21 protein-coding genes are annotated in these 22,068 nt (G+C 69.0%); 10 read left to right on the forward strand and 11 right to left on the reverse strand.

All coding sequences use genetic code 11. The features are described from left to right. Nucleotides 1-42 precede the first annotated feature (42 nt). Complete coding sequence (locus CAP38_RS09305) at nucleotides 43-1,662, forward strand: peptide chain release factor 3 (protein WP_086121137.1); 1,620 nt, start codon at nucleotides 43-45, stop codon at nucleotides 1,660-1,662. A 78-nt stretch (nucleotides 1,663-1,740) separates the two neighbouring features. On the opposite strand, the gene purN is transcribed toward CAP38_RS09305, so the two are convergent. Further along, nucleotides 1,741-2,340, reverse strand: coding sequence for a phosphoribosylglycinamide formyltransferase (gene purN, locus CAP38_RS09310; RefSeq protein ID WP_086121138.1), 600 nt, complete (start codon nucleotides 2,338-2,340; stop codon nucleotides 1,741-1,743). 133 nt (nucleotides 2,341-2,473) lie between these two features. Here purN and CAP38_RS09315 point away from each other — a divergent pair, with 133 nt between their 5' ends. Further along, nucleotides 2,474-3,655 carry an acyl-CoA dehydrogenase family protein gene (locus CAP38_RS09315; protein WP_086121139.1) on the forward strand — a complete coding sequence of 394 codons (1,182 nt, stop codon included), beginning with the start codon at nucleotides 2,474-2,476 and terminating at the stop codon, nucleotides 3,653-3,655. 13 nt (nucleotides 3,656-3,668) lie between these two features. Continuing rightward, nucleotides 3,669-4,784: an acyl-CoA dehydrogenase family protein gene (locus tag CAP38_RS09320; protein WP_086121140.1), complete on the forward strand. Its 1,116-nt coding sequence runs from the start codon at nucleotides 3,669-3,671 to the stop codon at nucleotides 4,782-4,784. 23 nt (nucleotides 4,785-4,807) lie between these two features. On the opposite strand, the gene CAP38_RS09325 is transcribed toward CAP38_RS09320, so the two are convergent. After that, the gene (locus tag CAP38_RS09325; RefSeq protein ID WP_086121141.1) at nucleotides 4,808-5,365 is read right to left on the reverse strand and encodes an HNH endonuclease; all 558 of its coding nucleotides are present in this window, start codon (nucleotides 5,363-5,365) and stop codon (nucleotides 4,808-4,810) included. 135 nt (nucleotides 5,366-5,500) lie between these two features. Between CAP38_RS09325 and CAP38_RS09330 the strand changes: the two genes are divergently transcribed. From CAP38_RS09330 to CAP38_RS09345, 4 genes are all read left to right on the forward strand, one after another. Next, nucleotides 5,501-6,565, forward strand: coding sequence for a bifunctional riboflavin kinase/FAD synthetase (locus tag CAP38_RS09330; RefSeq protein WP_086121142.1), 1,065 nt, complete (start codon nucleotides 5,501-5,503; stop codon nucleotides 6,563-6,565). A gap of 122 nt (nucleotides 6,566-6,687) precedes the next feature. Continuing rightward, nucleotides 6,688-9,561: an isoleucine--tRNA ligase gene (gene ileS, locus CAP38_RS09335; protein WP_086121143.1), complete on the forward strand. Its 2,874-nt coding sequence runs from the start codon at nucleotides 6,688-6,690 to the stop codon at nucleotides 9,559-9,561. Continuing rightward, the gene (lspA, locus tag CAP38_RS09340) at nucleotides 9,561-10,082 is read left to right on the forward strand and encodes a signal peptidase II (protein WP_086121144.1); all 522 of its coding nucleotides are present in this window, start codon (nucleotides 9,561-9,563) and stop codon (nucleotides 10,080-10,082) included. Before ileS ends, lspA begins: the two co-directional genes overlap by 1 nt. A gap of 104 nt (nucleotides 10,083-10,186) precedes the next feature. Then, nucleotides 10,187-11,356, forward strand: coding sequence for an aminotransferase class V-fold PLP-dependent enzyme (locus CAP38_RS09345; protein ID WP_086121145.1), 1,170 nt, complete (start codon nucleotides 10,187-10,189; stop codon nucleotides 11,354-11,356). Between the two features lie 16 nt (nucleotides 11,357-11,372). On the opposite strand, the gene CAP38_RS09350 is transcribed toward CAP38_RS09345, so the two are convergent. Continuing rightward, a complete protein-coding gene (locus CAP38_RS09350; RefSeq protein ID WP_086121146.1) occupies nucleotides 11,373-12,368 on the reverse strand; it encodes a quinone oxidoreductase in 996 nt (331 codons plus the stop codon). A 164-nt stretch (nucleotides 12,369-12,532) separates the two neighbouring features. On the opposite strand from CAP38_RS09350, the gene CAP38_RS09355 reads away from it, so the two are divergent. Further along, on the forward strand, nucleotides 12,533-13,462 hold the full coding sequence (locus CAP38_RS09355) for a DMT family transporter (RefSeq protein ID WP_086121147.1): 930 nt from the start codon (nucleotides 12,533-12,535) through the stop codon (nucleotides 13,460-13,462). A 21-nt stretch (nucleotides 13,463-13,483) separates the two neighbouring features. Here CAP38_RS09355 and CAP38_RS09360 read toward each other — a convergent pair whose 3' ends face one another. The 5 genes from CAP38_RS09360 to CAP38_RS09380 all read right to left on the reverse strand — a co-directional run bounded on the left by CAP38_RS09360 (nucleotide 13,484) and on the right by CAP38_RS09380 (nucleotide 18,809). Beyond that, nucleotides 13,484-14,281, reverse strand: a complete 798-nt coding sequence (locus tag CAP38_RS09360) for an SDR family oxidoreductase (protein ID WP_086121148.1) — start codon at nucleotides 14,279-14,281, stop codon at nucleotides 13,484-13,486. A gap of 30 nt (nucleotides 14,282-14,311) precedes the next feature. Beyond that, nucleotides 14,312-15,265: a DMT family transporter gene (locus tag CAP38_RS09365; protein ID WP_086121149.1), complete on the reverse strand. Its 954-nt coding sequence runs from the start codon at nucleotides 15,263-15,265 to the stop codon at nucleotides 14,312-14,314. A gap of 31 nt (nucleotides 15,266-15,296) precedes the next feature. Beyond that, on the reverse strand, nucleotides 15,297-17,081 hold the full coding sequence (locus tag CAP38_RS09370) for a GspE/PulE family protein (protein ID WP_256924419.1): 1,785 nt from the start codon (nucleotides 17,079-17,081) through the stop codon (nucleotides 15,297-15,299). Nucleotides 17,082-17,150: 69 nt separating this feature from the next. Then, nucleotides 17,151-17,924, reverse strand: coding sequence for a spermidine synthase (locus CAP38_RS09375; RefSeq protein WP_086121151.1), 774 nt, complete (start codon nucleotides 17,922-17,924; stop codon nucleotides 17,151-17,153). 51 nt (nucleotides 17,925-17,975) lie between these two features. Further along, nucleotides 17,976-18,809 carry a TatD family hydrolase gene (locus CAP38_RS09380; protein ID WP_086121152.1) on the reverse strand — a complete coding sequence of 278 codons (834 nt, stop codon included), beginning with the start codon at nucleotides 18,807-18,809 and terminating at the stop codon, nucleotides 17,976-17,978. Between the two features lie 84 nt (nucleotides 18,810-18,893). Between CAP38_RS09380 and CAP38_RS09385 the strand changes: the two genes are divergently transcribed. Further along, entirely contained in the window at nucleotides 18,894-19,322 is a 429-nt protein-coding gene (locus tag CAP38_RS09385; protein WP_086121153.1) for an META domain-containing protein, read from the forward strand. Between the two features lie 7 nt (nucleotides 19,323-19,329). Here CAP38_RS09385 and CAP38_RS15375 read toward each other — a convergent pair whose 3' ends face one another. Continuing rightward, nucleotides 19,330-19,527: a hypothetical protein gene (locus CAP38_RS15375; protein WP_179188517.1), complete on the reverse strand. Its 198-nt coding sequence runs from the start codon at nucleotides 19,525-19,527 to the stop codon at nucleotides 19,330-19,332. Nucleotides 19,528-19,816: 289 nt separating this feature from the next. On the opposite strand from CAP38_RS15375, the gene CAP38_RS09395 reads away from it, so the two are divergent. Further along, nucleotides 19,817-20,107: a hypothetical protein gene (locus CAP38_RS09395; protein ID WP_086121155.1), complete on the forward strand. Its 291-nt coding sequence runs from the start codon at nucleotides 19,817-19,819 to the stop codon at nucleotides 20,105-20,107. On the opposite strand, the gene lolD is transcribed toward CAP38_RS09395, so the two are convergent. Continuing rightward, nucleotides 20,091-20,786: a lipoprotein-releasing ABC transporter ATP-binding protein LolD gene (lolD, locus tag CAP38_RS09400; RefSeq protein WP_086121156.1), complete on the reverse strand. Its 696-nt coding sequence runs from the start codon at nucleotides 20,784-20,786 to the stop codon at nucleotides 20,091-20,093. The two genes, CAP38_RS09395 and lolD, sit on opposite strands and share 17 nt — an antisense overlap. Further along, nucleotides 20,779-22,035, reverse strand: a complete 1,257-nt coding sequence (locus CAP38_RS09405; protein WP_086121157.1) for a lipoprotein-releasing ABC transporter permease subunit — start codon at nucleotides 22,033-22,035, stop codon at nucleotides 20,779-20,781. Before CAP38_RS09405 ends, lolD begins: the two co-directional genes overlap by 8 nt. Nucleotides 22,036-22,068 lie beyond the last annotated feature (33 nt).

The following is a 22,068-nucleotide window of genomic DNA, read 5'->3' on the forward strand; positions in this document are numbered from 1 at the left end:
CCAGACCGGCGTGGTCGGGGCCGGGACCGATAATCGCGGGCTATGCCCGACATTTCCGATCAGGTGCGCCGCCGCCGCACCTTCGCCATCATCTCCCACCCCGACGCCGGCAAGACCACGCTGACCGAGAAGCTGCTGCTGTTTTCGGGCGCCATCAACATCGCCGGCTCGGTCAAGGCCCGCAAGGCCGCGCGCCACGCCACCTCCGACTGGATGGAGATCGAGAAGCAGCGCGGCATCTCGGTGGCCAGCTCGGTGATGCAGATGGAATACCGCGACTGCGTCATCAACCTGCTCGACACCCCGGGCCACCAGGACTTCAGCGAGGACACCTACCGCGTGCTGACCGCGGTGGACGCCGCGCTCATGGTGATCGATGCCGGCAACGGCGTGGAGCCGCAGACGCGGCGTCTGCTGCAGGTCTGCCGGGCCCGCAACACGCCCATCCTGACGTTCATCAACAAGATGGACCGCGAGGTCAAGGCCCCGCTGGATCTGATGGACGAGATCGAGCGCGAGCTGGGCATGACGGTGGTGCCCTTCACCTGGCCGGTGGGCATGGGCAAGATGTTCCGCGGCGTGTACGACCGGCGCGAGGACCGCATGCGCGTGTTCTCGGCCGGCGAGGACCGCCGCGGTGGCGACGAGGAGGTGCTGGTCGGACTCGACAATGCCGAAAGCGCGCAACGCTTCGGCATGGAATGGAGCACCGCCAAGGACGAGCTGGAGCTGGTGGAAGGCGCCTCCCCGGCCTTCGACAAGGCGGCCTTCCTGTCGGGCACCCAGACCCCCATGCTGTTCGGCTCGGCCGTCAACAACTTCGGCGTGCGCGAGGTGCTCGATGCCCTGGTCGACCTCGCCCCGCCGCCGGCCGAGCGCCCGGCCATCCAGCGCGTGGTGGAGCCGGTGGAGCCCAAGTTCACCGGCGTGGTGTTCAAGATCCAGGCCAACATGGACCCGGCCCACCGCGACCGCATCGCCTTCGTGCGCGTGGCCAGCGGCCACTTCGAGCGCGGCATGCGCCTGAAGGTGGTGCGCAGCGGCAAGGAGCTGCGGCCCAACACCGTGGTCAGCTTCCTGAGCCAGCGCCGCGAGCTGCTGGACGAGGCCTTTGCCGGCGACATCATCGGCATTCCCAACCACGGCGTGCTGCAGCTCGGCGACACCCTCACCGAAGGCGAGAGCCTGCAGTTCACCGGTCTGCCCTTCTTCGCGCCCGAGATCATCCGCAGTGTGGAGGTGGCCGACCCGCTGCGCACCAAGCAGCTGCGCGCCGGTCTGACCCAGCTCGGCGAGGAAGGCGCGATCCAGGTGTTCCGCCCGGTGGCGGGCAGCGTGCTGCTGCTGGGGGCTGTGGGTCAGCTGCAGTTCGAGGTCGTGGCCCACCGCCTGGAGCACGAATACGGCGTCAAGGCCCGCATCACCGGCAGCTCGTACAACGTGGCGCGCTGGGTGACCTGCGCCCCGGAAGACGGCGGCGAACAGGAGCTCAAGCGCTTCATCGACGCCAACGCCCACCGGGTGGCGCTGGACGCGGTGGACGCACCCACCGTGCTGCTGGACCACATGGCCACGCTGCGCGCGGTGGAGGCCAACTGGCCGAAGATCAGGTTCCACGCCATGCGGGAACACGCCGGCCTGGTCTTTGCGAAATCCATGTAACCCCCGCGCCGCCTGCGGCGTCACCCCCCAGGGGGCAACTCGAGTGGCCCGGCGGAGCCGGTTCCACCGCGTTCCCGGTCAGAGACTCCTGCGTTCCAGCAGTCGTTCGACCGCCTCGGGGTAGATGCGATGTTCCTGGCTGAGCACGCGCTCGGCCAGCGCCTCGGGCGTGTCGCCGGGCAGCACCGGCACCACGGCCTGGGCCAGGATCTCGCCGTGGTCGAGTTCGGCGGTCACACGGTGCACCGTGGCCCCCGCAAAGCGGCAGCCCATCTCGATGGCCCGCTGGTGCGTCTTCAGGCCCGGGAAGGCCGGCAGCAGGCTGGGGTGGATGTTGATCAGCCGCCCCTCGTAGTGCGCCACGAAGCCGGGCGTGAGGATGCGCATGAAGCCCGCCAGCAGCACCAGGGCCGGGCGGTGGGCGTCGATGACCTGCATCAGGGCGGCATCAAAAGCCTCGCGGCCGTCGTGCGCCCGGTGGTCCACCGCGGCAGTGGCCAGGCCCTGCTCCCGGGCCCAGGCCAGGCCCGGCGCATCCGGCCGGTTGCTGATGACCGCCACCACCCGAGCGCCCCAGCGCTGCGCCCAGCGGCGCTGCTTCGAGGCTTCGACCAGGGCGGCCATGTTCGAGCCGCTGCCCGAGATGAGGATGACGATGGGTTGGTCGACGGCAGACATGGGCCGGGAGTGTAATAAGCCGGCTGTGGGGGTCGGTTTTGTCGCAGCCCGGACAGGACGGAATCGAACGCCCGTGCGAAACTGCCCCCGGTATCAGATCGACCCCGTCCGGGGCTTGCACAGGAGACATCCGATGGATTTGGCCTTCACGCCGGAAGAACAGGCGTTTCGCGAAGAGATCCGTGGCTGGGTCAGGGACAACCTGCCGGCCGACATCGCCCACAAGGTGCACAACGCCCTGCGGCTGTCGCGCGACGACATGCAGCGCTGGGCGAAGATCCTGGGCAAGAAGGGCTGGCTGGGCTGGAACTGGCCCAAGCAGTTCGGCGGCCCGGGCTGGAACGCGGTCCAGCGCCACCTGTTCGAGGAAGAATGCGCCCTGGCCGGCGCGCCCCGCGTGGTGCCCTTCGGCCCGGTGATGGTGGCCCCGGTCATCATGGCGTTCGGCAACAAGGCCCAGCAGGAACGCCACCTGCCCGGCATCGCCAGCGGCGAGGTCTGGTGGAGCCAGGGCTACAGCGAACCGGGCTCCGGCTCCGACCTGGCCTCGCTCAAGTGCCGCGCCGAGCGCAAGGGCGACAAATACATCGTCAACGGCCAGAAGACCTGGACCACCCTGGGCCAGTACGGCGAATGGATCTTCTGCCTGGTGCGCACCAGCACCGAAGGCAAGCCGCAGACCGGCATCAGCTTCCTGCTGATCGACATGAAGTCGCCCGGCGTGACCGTGCGCCCGATCAAGCTGCTCGATGGCGAGTGCGAGGTCAACGAGGTCTGGTTCGACAACGTCGAGGTGCCGGCCGAGAACCTGGTGGGCGAGGAGAACCAGGGCTGGACCTATGCCAAGTACCTGCTGGGCCACGAGCGCACCAACATCGCCGACGTGAACCGTGCCAAGCGCGAGCTGGAGCGGCTCAAGCGCATCGCCAAGGCCGAAGGCGTCTGGGAAGACAGCCGTTTCCGCGACCAGATCGCCCTGCTCGAGGTCGACGTGGTGGCGCTGGAGATGATGGTGCTGCGCGTGCTGTCGGCCGAGAAGGCGGGCAAGAGCTCGCTGGACATCGCCGGCCTGCTCAAGATCCGCGGCAGCGAGATCCAGCAGCGCTACACCGAGCTCATGATGCTGGCCGCAGGCCCGTACAGCCTGCCCTTCATCTTCGAGGCCATGGAAGCCGGCTGGCAGGGCGACTTCCCCGGCGGCACGCTGGCCAACGCCCCGCTGGCCTCCACCTACTTCAACATGCGCAAGACCACGATCTACGGCGGATCGAACGAGGTGCAGCGCAACATCGTCGCGCAGACCGTGCTCGGCTGATCAGGAGACATCCATGGATTTCGATTTTTCCGAAGACCAGGTCGCGCTGCGCGACGCTGTGCAGAAATGGGTCGAGAAGGGCTACGACTTCGAACGCCGCCGCGCCATCGTGGCCGCCGGCGGCTACTCGGCCGAAGCCTATGGCGAACTCGCCGGGCTGGGCCTGGCGGGCCTGTATGTGAGCGACGGTCATGGTGGTCTGGGCATGGGCCCGGTCGAGGCCATGGTGGTCATGGAAGAGCTGGGTCGCGGCATGGTGCTCGAACCCCTGGGCCAGACGCTGATCGCCAGCGTGGTGCTGCAGGGCTATGCCGACGCCGATCTGCAGGCCGCCTGGCTGCCGCGGATCGCCGGTGGCGAGGCGCTGGTGGTGCTGGCCCATCAGGAGCGCGGCGCACGCTACCGCCTGGACCGCTGCCAGACCGCCGCCAAGGCCTCGGGCAACGGCCACACCCTGAGCGGCAGCAAGAACCTGGTGCCGGTGGCCGACCAGGCCCAGGCCTTCATCGTGCCGGCCCAGCTCGACGGCCAGATCGCCCTGTTCCTGGTGGAAGCCGGCGGCAGCGGTGTCCGCACCACCGGCCACCACACCCAGGACGGCAGCCGTGCCGGTGACCTGCAGCTCGATGGCGCCACCGGCCACCTCATCACCCGCGACGGCCTGACCGCGCTGGAGCATGCGGTGGACGTCGGCATTGCCGCCGCGTGCGCCGAAGCCGTGGGTGTGATGGACAAGACCCTGGCCATCACGGTGGACTACATGAACACCCGCAAGCAGTTCGGCGTGGCGATTGCCACCTTCCAGGCCCTGCGCCACCGGGTGGCCGACATGAAGATGCAGCTGGAACTGGCGCGCTCCATGAGCTACTACGCCAGCCTCAAGCTCAACGCCCCCACCGACGAGCGCCGCGCCGCCATGGCCCGTGCCAAGGTGCAGCTGGGGCAGTCGATGCGTTTCGTCGGCCAGCAGGCGGTGCAGCTGCACGGCGGCATCGGCGTGACCGACGAGTACATCGTCAGCCACTGCTTCAAGAAGCTCACCCAGCTGGAAATGACCTTCGGCGACACCCTGCACCACCTGGGCGAGGTGTCCGGCCGCATGACCGAGACCGCCGGCGTCTTCGCCTGACCGCTCTGCCCCCGCCCGTGCGCTCAGGCGTGCAGGCGGGAGGTCTTGGGCAGGTGCGACATCAGGAACTCCATCTGATCCGCCAGGATGCGGCGGTTGCGCAGGATGAAGTCCTCCCACAGGCTGGGCACATACGGTGCATAGAGCAGCGGCATGTGGGCCTGCTCCGGCGTGCGGTTGCCCTTGCGGTGGTTGCACGACTTGCAGGCGGTGACCACATTCATCCAGATGTCGCGGCCGTTCTGGCCCAGCGGCAGGATGTGTTCACGGGTGAGCTCGTCTTCGTGGAAGTGGTCGCCGCAGTAGGCACACACGTTGCGGTCGCGGGCGAACAGCTTGCTGTTGGTCAGCGTCGGGCGCAGATCGAAGGGGTTGATGCGCGGCACGCCCTGGGTGCCGATGATGGAGTTGACCGTGATGATCGACTGCCGCCCGGTGATGGCGTTGTGACCGCCGTGGAAGACCGCGATCTCGGCGCCCATTTCCCAGCGCACTTCATCCGCCGCGTAATGCAGCACCGCCTCTTCCAGGCTGATCCAGGACTGGGGCAGACCTTGGGCGGAGAGCTTCAAGACCTTCAAAACGGGCTCCTTCGTGCAACGAGTCACCGAACCGCTCCGGAGGCACTTCCCCCAGGGGCATGCGTTTTCCTGTGCCAATATAGCAAGCTTTGATGACGGCCTGCCGTTGTCCCCAGAACCTACCAGCCCCACTGCATGAAGATCATCCGCGGCCTCTGGAACCGCCCGAACGGCGCTCCCGCCCTGCCCGGTGCCTGTGCCCTGACCATCGGCAACTTCGACGGTGTCCACCGCGGGCACCAGGCCATGCTGGCCCTGCTGCAGAGCGAGGCCCGGCACCGGGGCGTGCCCACCTGCGTCATGACCTTCGAGCCGCACCCGCGCGACTTCTTTGCCGCCGTGCAGCGCAAGCCCGAGCTGGCACCCGCCCGCATCGCCACGCTGCGGGACAAGCTGGAAGAACTCGCCCGCTGCGGCATCGACCAGTGCGTGGTGCTGCCCTTCAACGAGCGGCTGGCGTCGCAAAGCCCGGAAGCCTTCATCCAGGACACGCTGGTGGGGGCGCTGGGCGTGCGGTACGTGCTGGTGGGCGACGACTTCCGCTTCGGTGCCCGCCGCGCTGGCGACTACACCATGCTGGACGCCGCCGGCGCGCGCCTGGGCTTCGATGTGGCCCGCATGCAGAGTTACGAGGTGCATGGGCTGCGGGTGTCGAGCTCGGCCGTGCGCGAAGCCCTGGCCCAGGGGCGCATGCAGGATGCCGCCGCCCTGCTCGGCCGGCCCTACGCCATCAGCGGCCATGTGGTGCACGGCCGCAAGCTCGGCCGCGAACTGGGCGAGAGCCGACCCGGAGCGCGCGACGGTTTCCGCACCCTGAACCTGCGCTTCTCGCACTGGAAGCCGGCGGCCAGCGGCATCTTCGCGGTCCATGTGCACGGTCTGTGGGACACGCCGCTGCCCGGCGTGGCCAACCTCGGCGTGCGGCCATCGCTCGACCCGGACGATGTCAATGGCGGGCGGGTGCTGCTCGAAACCCACTGCCTGGAATGGCCGGCCGAACTGGCGCAGCGCCTGCCCGGCGGGGAGGCCTACGGTAAAATCGTGCGCGTGGAACTGCTGCACAAACTGCACGACGAACTCAAGTACGACAGTCTCGACGCCCTGACCCGGGGCATCGCTCGCGACTGCGACGACGCTCGTGCGTTCTTTGCTTCGCTGCACACGCAGACCCACCGGCAGACCACCCGCGACCGAATTTGAGGCTGTCCGCCTCACCGGTCGCCGCCCTTCGACAGGCCCAGGGCGAACGGAGCCCTTCCCCATCCCCCTACCCGACACCCGTTCGGGCTGAGCCTGTCGAAGCCCCCACCGAGCCGCCCGCCATGTCCGAGACGACCCCCAACCCCTACCCCGTCAACCTGCTGGAGACGCCCTTTCCCATGCGGGGCGATCTGCCCAAGCGCGAACCCGGCTGGGTGAAGGACTGGAACGAAGGCGGCCTGTACCGCCGCCTGCGCGATGCCCGCCAGGGCGCGCCCCTGTTCGTTCTGCACGACGGGCCGCCGTATGCCAACGGCAAGCTGCACATCGGGCACGCGCTGAACAAGGTGCTCAAGGACATGATCGTCAAGAGCAAGCAGCTCGCCGGCTTTGACGCGCAGTACATCCCCGGCTGGGACTGCCATGGCCTGCCGATCGAGAACGCCATCGAGAAGCTGCATGGCCGCAACCTCGGCCGTGACGACATGCAGGCCAAGAGCCGCGCCTACGCCACCGAGCAGATCGCCCAGCAGCGCGAGGACTTCAAGCGACTGGGCGTGCTGGGCGACTGGGAGCGCCCCTACCGCACCATGGACCCGGCCAACGAGGCCGGCCAGATCCGCGCCTTCAAGCGGGTCATCGAGCGCGGCTTCGTCTACCGCGGCCTCAAGCCGGTGTACTGGTGCTTCGACTGCGGCAGCTCGCTGGCCGAGTTCGAGATCGAATACGCCGACAAGAAGAGCGACACGCTGGACGTGGCTTTCGAATCCGACAACCCGGCCGGTCTGGCCCGCGCCTTCGGCCTGAGCGCGCTGCCCGCCGGCAAGCCGGCCTTTGCCGTCATCTGGACCACCACCGCCTGGACCATTCCGGCCAACCAGGCGCTCAACGCCCACCCGGAGCTGGAATACGCGCTGGTCGACACACCGCGCGGCGTGCTGCTGCTGGGCGCCAGCCTGGTCGAGAAATGCCTGGAGCGTTACGGCATCGAAGGCACGGTCCTGGCCACCGCCCGGGGCGAGGCGCTGCGCGGCCAGGTGTTCCGCCATCCGCTGCACCACATCGACAGCGGCAGCGGCAAGTACAGCTACCGGCGCCTGTCGCCGCTGTTCCTGGCCGAGTATGTGAGCGACAGCGACGGCACCGGCATCGTGCATTCGTCCCCCGCCTATGGCGTGGACGACTTCAACAGCTGCGTGGCCCATGGCATGGCCTATGACGACATCCTCAACCCGGTGCAGGGGAACGGTGTCTACACCGACGAGCTGCCGCTGTTCGGCGGTCAGCACATCTGGAAGGCCTGCCCGGTCATCATCGAGACGCTGCGCGAGCATGGCCGCCTGATGGCCACCCAGGCCATCACCCACAGCTATCCGCACTGCTGGCGCCACAAGACGCCGGTGATCTACCGTGCCGCTGCCCAGTGGTTCATCCGCATGGACGAGGGCGAAGGCGTGTTCACCCGGGACAAGGCACCACGCACCCTGCGCCAGCTGGCCCTGGACGCCATCGACCAGACCGCCTTCTACCCCGAGAACGGCCGCGCCCGTCTGCGCGACATGATCGCCAACCGACCGGACTGGTGCATCTCGCGCCAGCGCAGCTGGGGCGTGCCGGTGCCCTTCTTCCTGCACAAGGACAGCGGCGAGCTGCACCCGCGCACCCTGGAGATCCTCGACCAGGCTGCCGACATCGTCGAGAAAGGCGGCATCGAGGCCTGGAGCCGCGTGACCGCCGAGGACATCCTGGGTGCAGCGGACGCACCGAACTACACCAAGAGCACCGACATCCTGGAGGTGTGGTTCGACTCCGGTTCCACCTTCTGGCATGTGCTGCGCGGCTCGCACGCCCAGGCCTATCCGAACGGCGCGGCCCATGCCCAGGGCCCCGAGGCCGACCTGTACCTCGAAGGCCACGACCAGCACCGCGGCTGGTTCCACAGCTCGCTGCTGCTGGGCTGCGCCCTGTTCGACCGGGCACCCTACAAGGGCCTGCTGACCCACGGCTTCGCCACCGACGGCCAGGGCCGCAAGATGAGCAAGAGCCTGGGCAACACGGTGGAGCCGCAGTCGGTCACCACCAAACTGGGCGCCGAGATCGTGCGGCTGTGGGTGGCCTCCACCGACTATTCCGGCGACCTCAATATCGATGACAAGATCCTGGCCCGCGTGGTCGATGCCTACCGCCGCATCCGCAACACGCTGCGCTTCCTGCTGGCCAACCTGTCGGACTTCGACGCCGCCACCCACGCCGTGCCGCACGACCAGCTGCTGGAGATCGACCGCTACGCGCTGGCCCGTGCCGCGCAGTTCCAGGCGGAGGTGCGGGCGCACTTCGACCGCTACGAATTCCACCCGGTGGTCTCCAAGCTGCAGGTGTACTGCTCGGAAGACCTGGGCGCCTTCTACCTCGATGTGCTCAAGGACCGCCTCTACACCACCGCGCCCGACAGCCAGGCCCGCCGCAGCGCCCAGACCGCGCTGCACGCCATCACCCACGCCATGCTGCGCTGGATGGCCCCGTTCCTGAGCTTCACCGCCGAAGAGGCCTGGCCGGTGCTGGCCGGCTCGAAGAACCGGGGCTCGATCTTCTTCGAGACCTTTGCCGAGCTGCCTGCGGCCGACGAGGCGCTGCTGGCCAAATGGGCCCGCCTGCGCGAGATCCGCGACCTGGCCAACAAGGAAATCGAGACGGTTCGCACCGAAGGCCGCGTGGGCTCATCCCTGCAGGCGTTGCTGACGATCACTGCGCCGTCCGCCGATGCTGCTGTCCTGCGCTCGCTGGGCGACGATCTGCGCTTCGTGACCATCACCTCGGGCGCCACCGTGGTTGAAGGCGACGCACTGTCGGTGCAGGTCACCCCGGCCACCGCCGCCAAGTGCGAGCGCTGCTGGCACTACCGCGAGGACGTGGGTCACGACCCGGCGCACGCCGGCATCTGTGGCCGCTGCACCAGCAACCTGTTCGGCGCGGGCGAAGCCCGGTCGGTGGCCTGATGGCGCGCGGTGCGGTCAAAGGCGGCAACGCCGGCCTGTGGCCCTGGCTGGGTCTGGCCCTGGCCATCTTCCTGGCCGACCAGTTCACCAAGGTGCTGATCCTGGGTTACTACCAGCTCGGGGACAGCACCCGCATCACCTCGTTCTTCAATGTGGTGCGGGTCCACAACCACGGCGCGGCCTTCTCCTTCCTGGCCAGTGCCGGCGGCTGGCAGCGCTGGTTCTTCACCGCCATCGGCGTGGCGGCCACCGTCTTCATCGTGTGGATGCTGCGATCGCATCCGGGCCAGCGGCTGTTCGCCTTCGCGCTGTCGTGCATCCTGGGCGGTGCGGTGGGCAACGTGATCGACCGGCTGATCCACGGCTATGTGGTCGACTGGCTGGACTTCCACTTCGACTTCCTCTCGCCGCTGTTCCGGGGTGGTCATTTCCCGTCGTTCAACATCGCGGATGTGGCCATCACCATCGGTGCCATCGCGCTGATCCTGGACGAGATCCTGCGGGTGCGGCGCGGCCGCTGACATGGCGCTGGCGGGGTGCCTGTGCTACCCTGCCCCTCCCGCCGCGCGGCCAACGCAGCCGCACGGGGCCGCAACCCCGATTGACCCCAGCCAGGAGACACGCCATGCCCGGCCTGCTGCCCGACGTCGACCCCGACGGCCTGTACGAGTTCTCGGTGGTCTACACCGACCGCGCCCTCAACCACATGTCGCAGCGCTTCCAGCGCGTGATGACCGACATCGGACGCATGCTGAAGTCGGTGTACGGCGCGCATTCGGCGGTGCTGGTGCCGGGCAGCGGCACCTTCGGCATGGAGTCGGTGGCCCGCCAGTTCGCCACCGGCCGCCACGCGCTGGTGCTGCGCAACGGCTGGTTCAGCTACCGCTGGACCCAGATCTTCGACATGGGCGCCATTCCGGCCAGCCACACGGTGCTCAAGGCCCGGCGGGCCGATGGCCGCACCGATGCCCAGGCCCCCTGGGTTCCGGCCCCCATCGACGAGGTGGTGGCCACCATCGCCCGCGAAAAGCCGGCCGTGGTGTTCGCTCCGCATGTGGAAACCTCGGCCGGCATGATCCTGCCCGACGACTACCTGCGTGCCGTGGCCGATGCCACCCATGCGGCTGGCGGCCTGTTCGTGCTGGACTGCATCGCGTCGGGCGCCATGTGGGTGGACATGCGCACCACCGGTGTGGACGTGCTGATCAGCGCACCCCAGAAGGGCTGGAGCAGTTCCCCCTGCTGCGCCATGGTGATGCTCAGCGAACGCGCCCGGGCCGCCATCGACGCCACCCAGAGCACCACCTTCGCCATGGACCTGAAGAAGTGGCTGCAGATCATGGAGACCTACGAGGGCGGCGGCCACGCGTACCACACCACCCTGCCCACCGATGCATTGACCCGGCTGCAGCAGACCATGGCCGAGACCGAGGCCTATGGTTTCGAGCGGGTGCGCCAGGAGCAGATCGCCCTGGGTCGGGCGGTGCGGTCGCTGACCGAGCGCCATGGGTTTGCCAGCGTGGCGGCACCGGGCTTCCAGGCGCCGGGCGTGGTGGTGAGCCACACCACCGACGCCGACATCCAGTCCAGCAGGAAGTTTCTGGCCGTGGGCCTGCAGACCGCCGCCGGCGTGCCGCTGCAATGCGATGAGGGCCCGGACTTCCGGACCTTCCGCCTCGGCCTGTTCGGCCTGGACAAATGGCACGATGTGCCGGCCACGGTGCAGCGCCTCGAGAAGGCGCTGCAGCAGGTGGCTCCGGTGGCCGCACCCGCGGCCCAGGCCCAGCCGGCCTGAACCTGCCGACGCTGCCTCAGGGCAGCAGCACGGTGCAGCCGGTGGTGCTGCGGGCTTCCAGCGATTCGTGGGCCTTGCGCACATCGGTCAGGGCAAAGCGCTGATCGATGCGGATGTTCACCGCCCCGCTGGTGACGGCCTGGAACAGGTCGTCGGCCATGGCCTGGGTGCGCTCGCGCGTGGTGATGTGCGAGAACAGGGTCTGGCGCGTGAGGTAGAGCGAACCCTTGGGGCCCAGGGCACCCGGTGCGAACGGCGCCACCGGGCCGCTGGCATTGCCGAAACTCACCATCAGGCCGAAGGGCACCAGACAGTCCAGCGACTTGTCGAAGGTGTCCTTGCCCACCGAGTCGTACACCACCTTCACGCCCTTGCCGCCGGTGATCTCCTTGACGCGGGCGGCGAAGTCCTCGGTACGGTAGTTGATGGCGTGGCTGGCGCCGTGCTCCAGGGCCAGCTGGCACTTGTCGTCGCTGCCGGCGGTGCCGATGAGCTTCAGGCCCAGCGCGCGCGCCCACTGGCAGGCGATCAGGCCCACGCCGCCGGCAGCGGCGTGGAACAGCACGAAATCGCCGGCCTGCAGGCCTTCCACCGGCTTGCAGTGCTTGAGCAGGTACTGCGCGGTCAGGCCCTTGAGCATCATGGCCGCGCCGGTCTCGAAGCTGATCGCATCGGGCAGGCGGCACACGTTCATGGCCGGCATCACGCGCACGTCGCAATAGCTGCCCGGCGGGTTGGCCGCATAGGCCGCACGGTCGCCGACCTTCAGGTGCGTCACGCCCTCGCCCACCGCCTCGATCACGCCGGCGCCTTCCATGCCCAGGGCCAGCGGCAAGGCATTGGGGTACAGGCCGGTGCGCTGGTACACGTCGATGAAGTTCAGGCCGATGGCATGGTGGCGGATGCGCACCTGGCCGGGGCCGGGCTCGCCGACGGTCACCTGGTCGATGACGAGCTGCTCAGGGCCGCCGGTGGCATGGATGCGCACGGCACGGCTGGTGGTCTCGGGCATGGGGAATCTCCTCGTGTTGTGGGTGGCGGTTGCGGTCCGACGCATCGGGCGCAGCAAGGCGCTGCACGGCAGCGATGCTGCCACGATTCGCGCGGGGCGCCTGTGCGACAGCGTCGCATCCCTGACTCCGGTCGGGGCATGAACCGGTTGCTACAGTGCAACCCATGTCGAATGTGCCTGCCTCGCGCCTGTCTGCCACCACCGTCCTGCTCTTGCTGATGCCGCCCCTCATGTGGGCCGGCAATGCGGTGGTGGGCCGGATGGTCAACGGCCTGGTGCCCCCCATCCTGCTCAACACGCTGCGCTGGTCGCTGGCCATCGTCATCCTGCTGCCCCTGGCCGGCTGGGTGCTGCGGCCCGGGAGCGGCCTGTGGAGCCACTGGAAGCGATTTGCGCTGCTGGGCATGCTGGGCGTGGGCAGCTACAACGCGCTGCAGTACCTGGCGCTCAAGACCTCGACGCCGGTGAACGTGACCCTGGTGGCCGCCAGCACGCCGGTGTGGATGCTGCTGCTGGGCCAGCTGCTGTATGGCGTGCCGGTGAGCGGGCGCGCCGCCCTGGGTGCGCTGCTGTCGCTGTGCGGCGTGATGGCGGTGCTCTCGCGCGGCGACATCCATGGCCTGCTGGCGGTGCGGCTGGTCCCGGGCGATGCCCTCATGCTGCTGGCCGCCATCCTGTGGGCCTGGTACAGCTGGCTGCTGGCCCGCCCCGCGCCCGGCAGCGAACCGCCGGCCATCAAGGCCGACTGGGCCGCCTTCCTGATGGCCCAGATGGTCATGGGCGTGGCCTGGTCGGGCCTGATGTCGGCGGTGGAGTGGCAGCTGCTGCCGGCGGGGCCATCGCACATCCAGTGGGGCTGGCCGCTGGCCGCCGCCCTACTGTTCGTGACGCTGGGCCCGTCCCTGCTGGCCTACCGCTGCTGGGGTGCCGGCGTGGCACGGGTCGGTCCGGCCGTGGCCGGGTTCTTTGCCAACCTCACGCCGCTGTTTGCCGGCCTGATGTCGGCCACGCTGCTGGGCGAGCATCCCCAGCCGTACCACGCACTGGGGTTTGCGCTCATCGTCGGCGGCATCGTGGTTAGCTCGCGGCGCTGACCACGCCCACTTCACGCCCGGTCAGTAGGTGCCGGGGTACAGCCCGCCGTCGGGCAGGATGTTCTGGCCGTTGATGTAGCCGGCATGGCGGCTGCACAGGAAGGCGCAGATGGCACCGAACTCGTCGGGCGTGCCGAAGCGGCGGGCCGGCACCTGGGCCATCTGGGCCGCACGGACCTCGTCCACCGACTTGCCAGTCTTGGCGGCCGCGCCGGCCAGCGTGCCCTGCAGGCGGTCGGTGTCGAACTTGCCGGGCAGCAGGTTGTTGATGGTCACGCCCTGGGCGGCAATGCCGCTGCGGGCCACACCGGCCACGAAGCCGGTGAGGCCGCTGCGCGCGCCATTCGACAGACCCAGGATGTCGATGGGTGCCTTCACCGCGCTGCTGGTGATGTTGACGATGCGGCCGAAGCCGCGCGCGGCCATGCCATCCACCGTGGCCTTGATCAGCTCGATGGGCGTGAGCATGTTGGCGTCCACCGCACGGATCCAGGCGTCGCGGTCCCAGGTCCGGAAGTCACCCGGCGGCGGGCCGCCGGCATTGGTGACCACGATGTCGAAGTCGGTGCCCGGCCCGCCCGGCACCGCAAACGCCGCCGCACGGCCCTCGGTGGTGGTGATGTCGGCCGCCACCGGCAGCACCTTCACCCCCGGGCACTCGGCCTGCAGGGCGGCTGCCGCCGCGTTCAGGGCATCGGCACCGCGCGCCACCATCACCACGTTCACGCCTTCGGCGGCCAGCGCGCGGGCGCAACCCAGGCCCAGCCCCTTGCTGGCGCCACCCACCAGGGCCCAGCGGCCCGCAATACCCAGATCCATGAAAGTCTCCTGAAATGAAAAACGACAGCTTCAGCGCCCCTGCGGGCTGCCGAAGCGGGTGACCAGAAACACGCCCGCCACCACCAGCACCGTGCCGGCAATGATCCAGGCGTTGAAGGGTTCGTCGAGGATGAGCACGCCCATGGCAATCGTCGACATCGGACCGATCATGCCGGTCTGCGCCGCCAGACCCGATCCGATGCGCTCGATCGCCATCATCACCATGATCACCGGCGCAAAGGTGCACAACGTGGCGTTGAGCACCGACAGCCAGATGACCTCGGGCGCCACCTCGGCCGCCGACAAGGGCCGCAGCAGCGCGAACTGTGCAATGCACAGCAGGCAGGCCACGCTGGTGGCCAGGCCCACCAGGCGCATGGAGCCCAGGCGCTGCACCAGTTCACCGCTGTAGAGCAGGTAGATGGCATAACTCACGGCGCTGGCAAACACCAGGGCGGTGCCCAGCACCGCGTCCGGTCCCTGAAAGCCCGCCTCGTGGCCGAACACCAGCAGCACGCCGGCATAACTCACCGCCATCGCCACCGCCTGCAGGCGCGAGACACGCCGGCGGTAGATCAGCCAGCCCAGCAGCAGGACCAGGGTGGGGTTGAGGTAGAGGATCAGCCGCTCCAGGCTGGCGCTGATGTACTGCAGCCCCCAGAAATCCAGAAAACTGGCCAGGTAGTAGCCGGTCACGCCCAGGCCCAGGATGCCCAGCCAGTCGCGCCGGGTCAGCGGCACCGGCTTCACGCCGCCTCGGGGCCGGCTGGCCCACCAGGCCAGGGCCAGGAACAGCGGCAGCGCAAACAGCATGCGGTACATGATGAGCGTGACCGCGTCCACGCCATGGCGGTAGGCCAGCTTGACGATGATGGCCTTGCCCGAGAAGGCCATGCTGCCGGCCGCCGCCAGGATCAGGCCCGAGATGAGGTGCGGCGGGCGGTGGGAGGAAGAAGCCGGGGCGCCCGGCGCGGGGGAAGACATCCCCCGATTATCGGCACCTGCCGGATACCCCTCACTGGATCGGCGGCGTGGTCGCCAGCACCTCGTCGATGGTGGTCAGGCCCTCGGCGATGCGGGCCGCACCCGCCAGGCGCAGCGGGCGCATGCCGTCCTTCACCGCCTGCAGGCGCAGGCTCTCCATGTGCGGTTCGCGGCTGACCTTGTCCTTGAAGGCCTCGCTCAGGGTCAGCAACTCGTACAGGCCCATGCGGCCCTTGAAGCCGGTCATGCGGCAGTCCACGCAGCCCACCGGCTGGTAAGGGCGGTAGCCACCGCTGATCTGCCAGGGCTTCACCAGTTCGGCCAGGGCCTGGCGCGAGCGGGCCATGGTCTCTTCGTCTTCCTTCACACGGCAGGCCGGGCACAGGGTGCGCACCAGGCGCTGGGCCAGCACGCCGAGCACCGTGGCATTGATGAGGTAGGGCGGGATGCCCAGTTCCATGAGCCGCATGATGGCCGAGGGCGCGTCGTTGGTGTGCAGCGTGGTGAACACCAGGTGGCCGGTGAGCGCGGCCTGCACCGCCATCTCGGCGGTGGCGAGATCGCGCACCTCGCCCACCATGATGATGTCCGGGTCCTGCCGCATCAGGGCCCGCAGGCCCTGGGCGAAGTCGAGGTCGAGGTGGGCCTGCACCTGGGTCTGGTTGAAGGCCGGCTCGATCATCTCGATCGGGTCCTCCACCGTGCTCACATTCACCTCCTCGGTGGCCAGGCGCTTGAGCGTGGCATACAGCGTGGTGGTCTTGCCCGATCCCGTGGGGCCGGTCACCAGGACGATGCCGTGCGGCCGGCGGGTGAGTGCTTCCCAGCGCTGGGCGTCGTGCGGCACGAAGCCCAGCGCCGCCAGGTCCTTGACGGTGGACTCGGGATCGAAGATCCGCATGACCAGCTTCTCGCCGAAGGCCGTGGGCAGCGTGGACAGGCGCATCTCCACCTCGTCGCCCTTGGTCCCGTTGGCAGCAGCGGGCTTGAGGGTCTTGATGCGGCCGTCCTGCGGCCGGCGGCGCTCCACCACGTCCATCCGGCCGAGCAGCTTGATGCGGGCCACCATGGCGTTCATCACGCCCAGCGGAAGCTGGTAGACCGGGTGCAGCACGCCATCGATGCGGAAACGGATCACGCCCTGGTCGCGCCGGGGCTCCATGTGGATGTCGCTGGCCCGCTGGTCGAAGGCGTACTGCCACAACCAGTCCACCACCTGCACCACGCCCTGGTCGTTGGCGTCGAGCTGCTTGTTGCCCTTGCCCAGTTCCACCAGCTGCTCGAAGCTGCTGATGGCGCTGCCGTTGCCGCCGCTCTTGGTGGCCGCCCGCACCGAGCGGGCCAGGGCAAAGAACTCGGCGGTGTAACGCGCGATGTCCTGCGGGCTGGACAGCACCATGCGCACGCTCTTGCGGGTCTGGCGCTCCACCTCGGGCATCCAGTCGCGCACGAAGGGCTCGGCCGTGGCCACCACCACCTCGGTCGGCGTCACCTGCACCGGCAGCACCTTGTGGCGCTCGGCGTAGGCCGCGCTCATGACTTCGGCCACCTTGCCCACGTCCACCTTCAGCGGGTCGATGCGCTGGTAGCTCAGGCCGCATCGGCCGGCCAGCCATTCGGTGAGCATCTGGTCGTCCAGCACATGGCCGTCGGACGCGCGGGCCATGCCCACCACCGACAGGCGCTGCACCGGGTGCTGTGCGCTGTGGGCCGATGCGCAGCGGGCCACGGTGCGGTCGGCTTCCTGCGCCGAAATCACGCCGTCCTCGCGCAGCCACTCCACCAGGGTGCGCCAGTCCAGCGGCTGGCCCGCCATCGCGCTGGCCGCCGGTGCAGGGGTGGCGGCGGTTGTGGCTTCAGCCGATTTCCTGGGACCCATGTCGCATCACCCTTCCACTGCCTTGAACATCTTGAGCCACTTCACGGCCGGCAAGCCCCAGCGGGCCTGCACCGCTTCGGCGCGGGCCAGCAGCTCCATGCGGCTGGGCGCCGACGGTGTGCGCTGGGCCAGCACCACGGTGTTGCCCTCGCGCGTGGGCCGGAACGCCCAGACCGCGTCGGCACCGAATGCGGCGCACAGGCTGGCCAGTGACCGATCGTAGCTGGCGTCGCGCCCGAACAGGTTGACGGTGAGGCAGCCTTCGTCGGTGAGCAGGTGACGGCAGTCGGCGTAGAAGTCGGCGCTGTCGAGCACCGGGGCGGCGGCTTCGTGGTCGTACAGATCGACCTGCACCGCATCGTAGCGGCCCAGGTGCTCGGGCCGCCGGATCTCGTGCCCGGCGTCGGCCAGCAGCACCCGCAGCCGCGCGCTGTCGGCCGGCAGCTTGAACCACTGCCGGCACACCGCCACCACCTGCGGGTTGATCTCGATGGCCGTGGTGGCCATGCGCAGCTTCTTGAAACAGAACTTGGTCAGCGCCGCCGACCCCAGGCCCAGCTGCAGGGCCTGGCGCCTGGACACCGAGTCGGGATCGACGAACAGCAGCCAGGCCATCATCCGCTGGACGTAATCCAGCTCGATGTCGAACGGTGCGTCCAGCAGCATCGAGCCCTGAATCCACTCGGTGCCCAGATGCAGGAAACGCACCTCGCCGTCTTCGGAGATGGTGACTTCAGGCAGGCGGGAGGCAGGTTCGGCGGCGGTCGGGGGGCGGGGCATCGGGCGATTATGGTCGGGGTTGATGGCGGCCTGGGTGTGCACCCCACGGCCTCAAGGGTCCAGGGCCAGAGCCAGCACTTTCCGTACGTTGGATGCCGTCGCCTCCGCGAGGGATTGCAGCGGGATGCCCCGCAGGCCAGCCACGATGCCACCGATGCGTGGCAGCTCGGCCGGGGAGTTGAGCCCCTGCGCCGCCCCCGCCGCCCGCTCGGCGGCCGTGCGGTAGAGCCACTGCGGCGGGATGTCGGGCGAGTCGGTCTCCAGCACCACGGCCTCCAGCGGCAGCTCGGTGACCAGGCGGCGCAGCTGCCGGGCCGCGTCGAACGTGACCGCACCCCCGAAGCCCAGGCAGAAGCCGCGTTCGATGAAGGCCTGCGCCTGCTGGAGACTGCCGTTGAAGGCATGCGCGATGCCGCCCTTCACCGGGACTTCGCGCAGGTGCTTGAGCAGCAGGTCGGCGCTGCGGCGCACATGCAGGATGACCGGCAGGTCGTGGCGGCGGGCCAGCCGCAGCTGGGCCCGATAGAACCGCTGCTGGCGTTCGCGCATGTCGGGGGTGCACAGTTCGGGCACGAAGAAGTCGAGCCCGATCTCGCCCACGGCGACCAGACGCGGGTCGTCGCGGTGCAGGCTCAGGGCCTGGTCGAGCCGATCCAGGTCATCATCACGGGCCTCCGGCACATACAGCGGGTGGATGCCCAGCGCATACACATCGCCCAGCTGGTGCGCCAGCAGCCGCACGGCATCGAAGTTGGCCGCGTGCACGGCGGGAATCACGCAGCGGCTCACGCCCTGCCGGGCGGCCTGAGCGCGCAAGGCCACCACGCCACCGGGATGGCGGTCGAGCTCGGGGGCGTCGAGGTGGGCGTGGGTGTCGATCCACATGGTGAAGGGTGGATTGTGCTGCCCATGCGCGGTGTGCCGTAGCATGGGCGGCACAACACCCCACCGCATCCCAGGAGGACCCCGATGACCCGACCTCTGAACCTGCGCCGCCGCCATGTACTGCTGGCGCTGCCGCTGACCGCTGCCGGCTGCGCCGGCCTGTCCGCCGCACCGGCACCGGTGCTGGTGGGCACCGAATGGCGGCTGGAAAGCCTCGGCGGCAAGGACCTGCCCGCCTCCAGCCAGGCCAGCCTGACCTTCCCGGAATCCGGCCGGGTGGCCGGCAACGCCTCTTGCAACCGTTTCTTCGGCACTTACACCCAGACGGGCCAGAAGCTCAGCTTCAGCCAGATGGGCTCGACACGCATGGCCTGCATCGGGCCGGCAGCCGAGCAGGAGACCCGCTACCTCGCAGCGCTGCAGAAGGCCACCGGCTTCGAGGTGGACGGCGGCCGGCTGATCCTGCGGCTCTCCGGGCAGGAACCGCCGCTGCGGTTCAGCCGGGTGCGCTGAGCCAGCCTCAGTCCGGAATCCGGGCCTTGAGCATCTTCAAGGCTTCGATGTCGAGCGACAGGTTGGCACGAAACCGGTCCATCGGGGTGAGGATGGCTGTTCCGGTACCACCGACAGGACGATCCGGCGAGACACTGAACGGCTGCCACAACAGGGTCCCCAGCAGCGCCCGGGAGCGGCTTCCGCCACTGGTTTTCTTCGCCAACGTGTCCAGCCTGGCCAACGCGTGACCCAGCGCATCGGCGTGACCGATCAGGTCGTCGATGGTCTGCCGCGATATGCCCTCAAGAAACCCGGCCCGCTTGACGTTGTATGTCGGCGGGGGGGGTAGGTCGGATCGGGGGTGAGGGCGGTATGGGATTGCATGGTGGCTCTGTGTCACCACCCGGCTGCGTTCGATCCCGACACGCGCACTGGACCGACGGATCGGCGGAGGACCCTCCCACCGCACACGGTTCCCAAGAAGCACTGTCGCCTGCTTTTCCGGAGCCCCCATGCACACACCGCACGACACCTCGGCACGTCCGCTGCGCTGGCCCACCCAGGCGGTGATGCAGCTGCTGGAACTCAAGGCACAGGCCCGACTGATCCGGGAACTCGAAGGCGTGCGCAGCAAACGGTTCCTGCGGGCGCTGCTGGCCCTCGATGTGGAACTGCACGCGGCCTACCACCTGCTGCACCGGCAGAGCATCCGTGTCGAGCGGCCGGTTTCGGATGCCGAAGCCTATGGCCTGCTGGTGGTGCAGCTGGCCTCCATCTCGGCCTGGCTCAAGCTGCAGGTGTGAGGCCGGCGCCCAGCACGCCGCGGGTCAGGCGCAGCAAGCGGTCGCAGCGGGCGGCCAGCGTCTCGTCGTGGGTGACCACCACGAATGCCGTGCCCTGCTGACGGGCCAGCTCCACCATCAGTTCGAACACGCCGTCGGCGGTGCTGCGGTCCAGGTTGCCGGTGGGTTCGTCGGCCAGCACGCAGGCCGGTTGCGTCACCAGGGCCCGGGCGATGGCCACGCGCTGACGCTCGCCACCCGAGAGCTCGGCCGGTCGGTGGTGCAGGCGCTCACCGAGGCCCACGCGGGTCAGCATGGCGCTGGCCCGCCCGGTGGCCTCGGCCCGTTCGCTGCGGCGTATCCACAGCGGCATGGCGACGTTGTCGCAGGCGCTGAACTCCGGCAGCAGGTGGTGGAACTGGTAGACGAAACCCAGATGGCGGTTGCGCAGCTCGCCCTGACGCGTGGCATTGAGACCGGCCAGATCCTCGCCCATCAGGGTGACCAGCCCGCTGCTGGGTGCGTCCAGCCCGCCCAGCAGGTGCAGCAGCGTGCTCTTGCCCGAACCCGAGGCGCCGACGATGGCCACCGTCTCGCCCCGGTGCACCTGCAGATCGACACCCTGCAGCACGGTCACGTCCAGCCGGCCTTCGGTGAAGCGCTTGGTCAGGCCCTGGGCCTGGATCACGACCTCATTCATAACGCAGCGCCTCGGCAGGGTTGACGCGGCTGGCACGCCAGCTCGGGTAGAGGGTGGCCACGAAGGCCAGCGCCAGCGAGATCAGTCCCACCGGCACGATGTCGCCGCGCTGCGGGTCGCTGGGCATGCGGCTGATCAGGTAGATGTCCTGCGGCAGGAAGCTGGCACCCAGCAGCCGTTCCAGCGCCGGCACGAGCGTGTCGATGTTGAACGCGATGCCCAGCCCCAGCAGCAGCCCCACGCCGGTACCGATGACGCCCACCATCGCACCCTGCACCACGAACACGCCCATGATGCTGCGCGGGCTGGCCCCCAGCGTGCGCAGGATGGCGATGTCGGCGCGCTTGTCGGTGACCGTCATCACCAGCGTGGACACCAGGTTGAAGGCCGCCACCGCCACGATGAGGGTGAGGATGATGAACATCATCCGCTTCTCCAGCTGCACGGCCGCAAACCAGGTGCGGTTCTGGCGCGTCCAGTCACGCACCACGAGACCGGGTGGCAGGCTGGCCGCCAGTTCCACTGCCACCTCGCGGGCGGCATGCAGGTCGCGGATCTTCACGCGCACGCCGGTCGGGCCTTCCAGACGGAAGATGCGGGCGGCATCGTCCTGGTGCAGCAGGGCCAGCGCCGAGTCGTACTCAAAGTGGCCGGAGTTGAAGATGCCCACGACCGTCATGGTGCGCACCCGGGGCACGATGCCTGCCGGCGTGACCTGCCCGCTGGGCGAGATCAGCGTCACCGGGTCGCCCTGCATCACGCCCAGGCTGCGGGCCAGCTCACCACCCAGCACGATGCCGAACCCGCCCGGCACCAGGCGCGGCAGCACGGTGGACGAGAGGTCCGCCGCCAGGTCGGTGACCGAGGGCTCCAGCGCCGGCTCGATGCCGCGCACCAGCACGCCCTTCATGTCCTCGCCGCGGGCCACCAGGGCCTGCGCGCCCACGAAGGGCGCCGCACCCAGCACCGCCGGATGGCGGCCGATGGTGTCCAGCACGGCCGGCAGATCGGCAATGCCCTGGCCGTTGGCGTCCAGCACCTCGATGTGCGAGAGCACGCCCAGCATGCGGTCGCGCACTTCCTTCTGGAAGCCGTTCATGACCGACAGCACGATGATGAGCGCCGCCACCCCGAGCGCGATGCCCAGCATGGACACGCCCGAAATGAAGGAGATGAATCCGTTGCGCCGGGTGGCGCGGCCGGCGCGGGTGTAGCGCCAGCCCAGGATGAGTTCGTAGGGGATCTGCATAGGTCTGGGCGGGCATTGTGGCATCCCCGACAA

The organism is Hydrogenophaga sp. IBVHS2, from assembly GCF_002127215.1.
Taxonomy (GTDB): Bacteria; Pseudomonadota; Gammaproteobacteria; order Burkholderiales; family Burkholderiaceae_C; genus Hydrogenophaga.

Bases quoted from the DNA above. Each gene is read 5' to 3' on its own strand.
- CAP38_RS09305 (WP_086121137.1), top strand. From the start codon at position 43: ATGCCCGACATTTCCGATCAGGTGCGCCGCCGCCGCACCTTCGCCATC.
- purN (WP_086121138.1), bottom strand. From the start codon at position 2,340: ATGTCTGCCGTCGACCAACCCATCGTCATCCTCATCTCGGGCAGCGGC.
- CAP38_RS09315 (WP_086121139.1), top strand. From the start codon at position 2,474: ATGGATTTGGCCTTCACGCCGGAAGAACAGGCGTTTCGCGAAGAGATC.
- CAP38_RS09320 (WP_086121140.1), top strand. From the start codon at position 3,669: ATGGATTTCGATTTTTCCGAAGACCAGGTCGCGCTGCGCGACGCTGTG.
- CAP38_RS09330 (WP_086121142.1), top strand. From the start codon at position 5,501: ATGAAGATCATCCGCGGCCTCTGGAACCGCCCGAACGGCGCTCCCGCC.
- ileS (WP_086121143.1), top strand. From the start codon at position 6,688: ATGTCCGAGACGACCCCCAACCCCTACCCCGTCAACCTGCTGGAGACG.
- lspA (WP_086121144.1), top strand. From the start codon at position 9,561: ATGGCGCGCGGTGCGGTCAAAGGCGGCAACGCCGGCCTGTGGCCCTGG.
- CAP38_RS09345 (WP_086121145.1), top strand. From the start codon at position 10,187: ATGCCCGGCCTGCTGCCCGACGTCGACCCCGACGGCCTGTACGAGTTC.
- CAP38_RS09350 (WP_086121146.1), bottom strand. From the start codon at position 12,368: ATGCCCGAGACCACCAGCCGTGCCGTGCGCATCCATGCCACCGGCGGC.
- CAP38_RS09355 (WP_086121147.1), top strand. From the start codon at position 12,533: ATGTCGAATGTGCCTGCCTCGCGCCTGTCTGCCACCACCGTCCTGCTC.
- CAP38_RS09360 (WP_086121148.1), bottom strand. From the start codon at position 14,281: ATGGATCTGGGTATTGCGGGCCGCTGGGCCCTGGTGGGTGGCGCCAGC.
- CAP38_RS09365 (WP_086121149.1), bottom strand. From the start codon at position 15,265: ATGTCTTCCCCCGCGCCGGGCGCCCCGGCTTCTTCCTCCCACCGCCCG.
- CAP38_RS09370 (WP_256924419.1), bottom strand. From the start codon at position 17,081: ATGGCGGGCCAGCCGCTGGACTGGCGCACCCTGGTGGAGTGGCTGCGC.
- CAP38_RS09375 (WP_086121151.1), bottom strand. From the start codon at position 17,924: ATGCCCCGCCCCCCGACCGCCGCCGAACCTGCCTCCCGCCTGCCTGAA.
- CAP38_RS09380 (WP_086121152.1), bottom strand. From the start codon at position 18,809: ATGTGGATCGACACCCACGCCCACCTCGACGCCCCCGAGCTCGACCGC.
- CAP38_RS09385 (WP_086121153.1), top strand. From the start codon at position 18,894: ATGACCCGACCTCTGAACCTGCGCCGCCGCCATGTACTGCTGGCGCTG.
- CAP38_RS09395 (WP_086121155.1), top strand. From the start codon at position 19,817: ATGCACACACCGCACGACACCTCGGCACGTCCGCTGCGCTGGCCCACC.
- lolD (WP_086121156.1), bottom strand. From the start codon at position 20,786: ATGAATGAGGTCGTGATCCAGGCCCAGGGCCTGACCAAGCGCTTCACC.
- CAP38_RS09405 (WP_086121157.1), bottom strand. From the start codon at position 22,035: ATGCAGATCCCCTACGAACTCATCCTGGGCTGGCGCTACACCCGCGCC.